The organism is Verrucomicrobiota bacterium, assembly GCA_027622555.1.
In the GTDB taxonomy this organism is placed as follows: domain Bacteria; phylum Verrucomicrobiota; class Verrucomicrobiia; order Opitutales; family UBA2995; genus UBA2995.
The window spans coordinates 1-4,113 of record JAQBYJ010000222.1 but is presented as its reverse complement, the minus strand read 5'-3'; the positions used below and the strand labels follow the sequence as shown (position 1 = coordinate 4,113).

The window sequence follows — 4,113 nt, the reverse complement described above, 5'->3', positions numbered from 1 at the left end:
CTTCAAATAAATGAGGCCCCTGTGCAAACAGGGGCCTCAATTTCTAACTGGAAATAAAACCAACTACTAATCTAAAAACTAAAAGTATTGGTGATAAACACTTCAGTTGGCGGCGAATTGCGTACTACTGCGATTCTACCATCCGGGTTGATGACAGTTGGAATCGGGTCGTTATCCCCAAACGCATTGCGAATGTTACCCTGGATTTTCCAATCAATCTTGTTGTCAAAAATCGGACGTCTGTAGCTGACAAAGAGATCGCCATTCAACATATCAGGTCCCAGGAAGGGTTTGCCAAGATCCGGGATAATTTGACCGTCTGCATTGAAGATATTGGGATAGCCAATCGCGTTGTTGTCCTGCCAGCGTACAGCGCCACCTGCAGTGAATCCTGCGAAGATACCTTCGGTGAAGGTATAGGATGTCACCAAGTTCATGCGCCATTCCCGCAAGTCCTGCGCTATTTGTCCATCCCGCGCCGCAATGGCTCCCAAGGGAGCTCCCACAATCGCCAAGAAGCGCGATTCGAAACTCTGCCCTTCAGAACGCGCCGGTGTATCCGCCCATTTTCCGATCGGCGAATTCTGGATATTGCTGAAGACCTGACCCGATATATCCCTGAAATCCAAGGCAATATTTGACACAACAGATTCCTGTTGCCCCAGGTTAAGGAACACGCGCCAATTATCAGTTATATTCGCGGTAATATCCAATTCGAATCCTTCCGATACGAAGTCCTGGGTACCAGTCTGCCCCGGATTTGGTTCGCTGGTAATTTCCCCCGATGCCTCGTTAATGGCTAGCATACGCTTGCTTTGAACGACAGAAGGAAGCCAGGATATGATTTCGTCATAAACATCTCTAAATGTTTGGAAGTTTGGATTATCCAAATCACCTGCCTGAGGTCCGAGCTGGTCTATCGATGCCTGAATAGCGGCTTGGAAACCCTCCGGTGTGTTGCCAAATTCCTGGGCCGCTTCATACCAACGAGCGGTGTAACCACTAATCCAGCCAAAGAAGTCGAATGGATTGCCACCTGGAAGTGAGTCACCACTAGCCGAAGTTTCATACCAGTTCAAACGAGCGATGAGTTTGTTATCCATGAAATTAAAGGTGACACCATATTCTTCCGTAACTCCAACTGGAGGAGGAAGAACAGTCCCGAAAACATTCCGCCGTGTTGGCGAAACCTGGAAGTTTTCAGATTCACCTACGTGAAAACTAACGCCGACGGTATCGCCGATCCATTCATCGGGCACGTGGCCAACAACACTCCAGGTAAAGGTATCACCGGTGGCAGTTGATGAATTTTCAGAAACGCGAAAGTACTCGGGATTCCGTTCCGAATTGGATCCTCCTACATCTTGAGTTATTCCCAAAGCAGCAGCTTCAGCACTTCCGATATTTTCCCAGGTAGTTGATTCATCGTCACGCCAGCCAACCAGACCCACAATGTGGTCATTGAATAATCGACTCTGAATACTGATAACTTCTGTCTCGATTTCGTTTCGTCTGCGTGAACCACCGACGAGAACGTCTTCAACCGTAACAAAGTCTCTATCAAACGACTGGTCCGGACGGTTCCATGTTATAGCTTCATAAGAATCCCCAGCCTTAGGAAGATCAAAGGTCATCATATTCAACTGCACCTGGCTGGGATTGGCGAAAGAACGCACATCCGGACCTAGATACACTTCATAGACCGGGCGAAAATTTCCATTCCTGATTCCGGAGCTACCCAGACTCAAATACTCTGGTCCTCCTAGTGCGATGCTTTCGCCTCGTAGCCGGGCATCGGTTTGATGATTAAAGGTATCGATCGTTTGCTTGTTATACAAACCAGTGATCGTGTGATTACCGAGCCACTTTAACCAACTGTCGTCGCCTCCGAACTTTTCGAAATCGACATTAACAAATCCCGTCCAACGAAGGCTTTCGCGATCAACCTCTCTGTAAAGGAAACCCGGAAACTCATCCGTTTTCATCAACGGACGACCGACATTCGGATTAGGAGTGCCGTTGGCCAAATATTCATTTATATCGATCACGACGTCACCGTTACCAGAATCCCCAATCGTTTCCTGCTCAGAAAACGGAATACTCGCAACCTGATTGAAAGTCTGGTTATCCCACACAAATTCAAGACCCGCCTGACCATTTAAAAAATCCTGTTCGAGGGCAAACGTTTGGGCGGTGAATTCCTGGTTTCGAAAATTAGTCCTACCCTGAATCATTCTATCTTCGTTGTTCCAAACATTTTGGTCCAGAATTACGGGTGTCGTAAAGTTCGGAATAAACTGATCATTCCTGTTACCCATGAAAAACGAACCAGATTCGATATATGCGAAAATGTTACTGAGTACCGGATAAGGCATGCCATCGACCCCAAGCACATGAGTGCCGTGCAGCATTGGATTGCCAGCCGCATCGACCGTACCAGTTGCGCCATTCTCATTTCCAGAACTCGCGAAAAACGGCGTCCCGTTATGGTTACCCCAAGGAATCGGCCCGTCGGAATCGTGATCGAACTTTATCTTAAAACGGTGGAAACCACGCTCTGTAATAGCGGGAACGTTGCCACGGCTTATACCAAGGCGGTTGTCAAAGGTCTGTTTAGGAAGCCAGTGAGTGTAGCCAAACTCAGGATGGAATCGTGTCGCCTCGGTGGCACCTGTGCCCGAGGCACCCAAACCACCCGGATAAAAACCCGGAACAATGACTCCTGGGACAGATTGAAGTTGGGTGATGTCGGGAGGATCAAAAAATGAAGAAAATCCATCTGTCGGTGGAATGACGTTGGCTGGTGTACCTTTTATATCTCCTCGCTCATAATTAAAATGCGCTTTGGTCTGGCCTAACCATTCGACGTTGTCGTTTTTCGACAGAATGGCGTGTAGAGCCACGTCAAAGCGTTGGTCAATTTCGTAGGCCGGCCTTTGTTGATGTTGAGTATCCTTGTTTAGGCCCATCAAGCGAATAGCTAAACGATCCTCGATCAAAACCTTGTGAACATCGATGGTTTCTCGATGGGTATCGCGCTCACCAATGCGAACACTGACCTCATTGCGATCTTCCCCGTCAGCATTGGCGCGTTTGGTCGTATTGTTGATAATACCACCCGGAGAACCGATACCAAAAAGAAGCGAATTTGCACCACGCTGGATATCAATACGTTGCGTATTGTACCCTTCAAAAGAAATATCGGTGAGGAAAAAGTCCCGGGTCAATGATGCACTTGCCAATCCACGTACACGCTGGTTGTCCTGGGGGCCGAGACGCTGATTGTCCTGCTCAAAACGTCCATTGTGATTCTGGCCAGGACCACCCGAAAAATTCCCCTGCACGCCGCCGACTTCCATGTTCAGTGCGTAGGGCAGAATTTCTTCCATGGTGGTAGATCCGGTGTCTTCAAACAACTCGGCCGTGATAACCTGAATCGCCGACCCGATATCTCGTAGAGGAGTCTTCAAGCGACTACCCGCCAAGGTGTTCGTGGCCTGGTAACCGATGCTATCGCTTTCCTCGATGGTAAAGGGTGAAAGAGTTGTAATGTCTTCGTCGTCTTCGTTTTGCCCGCTTAATAATAGCGGGACAGTCAGCATGCAGCTGGCGGATAATAGTTGTTTGATTAGTCGTGATCTGTTCATATGTATTTTGTTTATTGGGGAGTTTTAGAGTATAGCCAATGAGTCGGCTGTTTTGATTTCGTATGGTTTGAGGGACTCAGAACTTGTTCGGCGAACAACTTGAGAACCTTGAAATTGGGGAAATATTAACTGTCATACAGCTGATTGTCAGGGAGATAGGGAGTTTTGTTTTTCGGGAACGGCAACCAAGAGCAGACTCAACAATTCCCGAAGGGTTTTGCAGAGTCAAAAAACTGGATTTTCATCAACGGGGTAATTTTAGAGTTATCAGATTCCTTAACTGGAATTAGCGGCCCGGCAACCAGAGGAGACCTTCAGCCAATATCCACTTAATTCGGTAAGGAGACTAGGAGCCCAATATGGGATCTTCAAGGATTATTTTCCTTCAATTGAAGATTAATCCTAAATCCGTGAGATAATTGAGTTTGGCCGCATGTCAATTTATTTCTGGCCACGATGCGGGATT

General features: G+C 47.5%; 1 protein-coding gene. It reads right to left on the bottom strand.

Features of this window, described 5'->3' with window-relative positions; translation table 11 throughout:
• Positions 1-71: 71 nt before the first annotated feature.
• Positions 72-3,647, bottom strand: a complete 3,576-nt coding sequence (locus tag O3C43_24915) for a TonB-dependent receptor plug domain-containing protein (GenBank protein MDA1069732.1) — start codon at positions 3,645-3,647, stop codon at positions 72-74.
• Between the last annotated feature and the right edge of the window lie 466 nt (positions 3,648-4,113).

What these genes read in the sequence shown, in the direction of transcription:
- O3C43_24915 (MDA1069732.1), bottom strand. Translation starts at nt 3,647, where the DNA reads ATGAACAGATCACGACTAATCAAACAACTATTATCCGCCAGCTGCATG.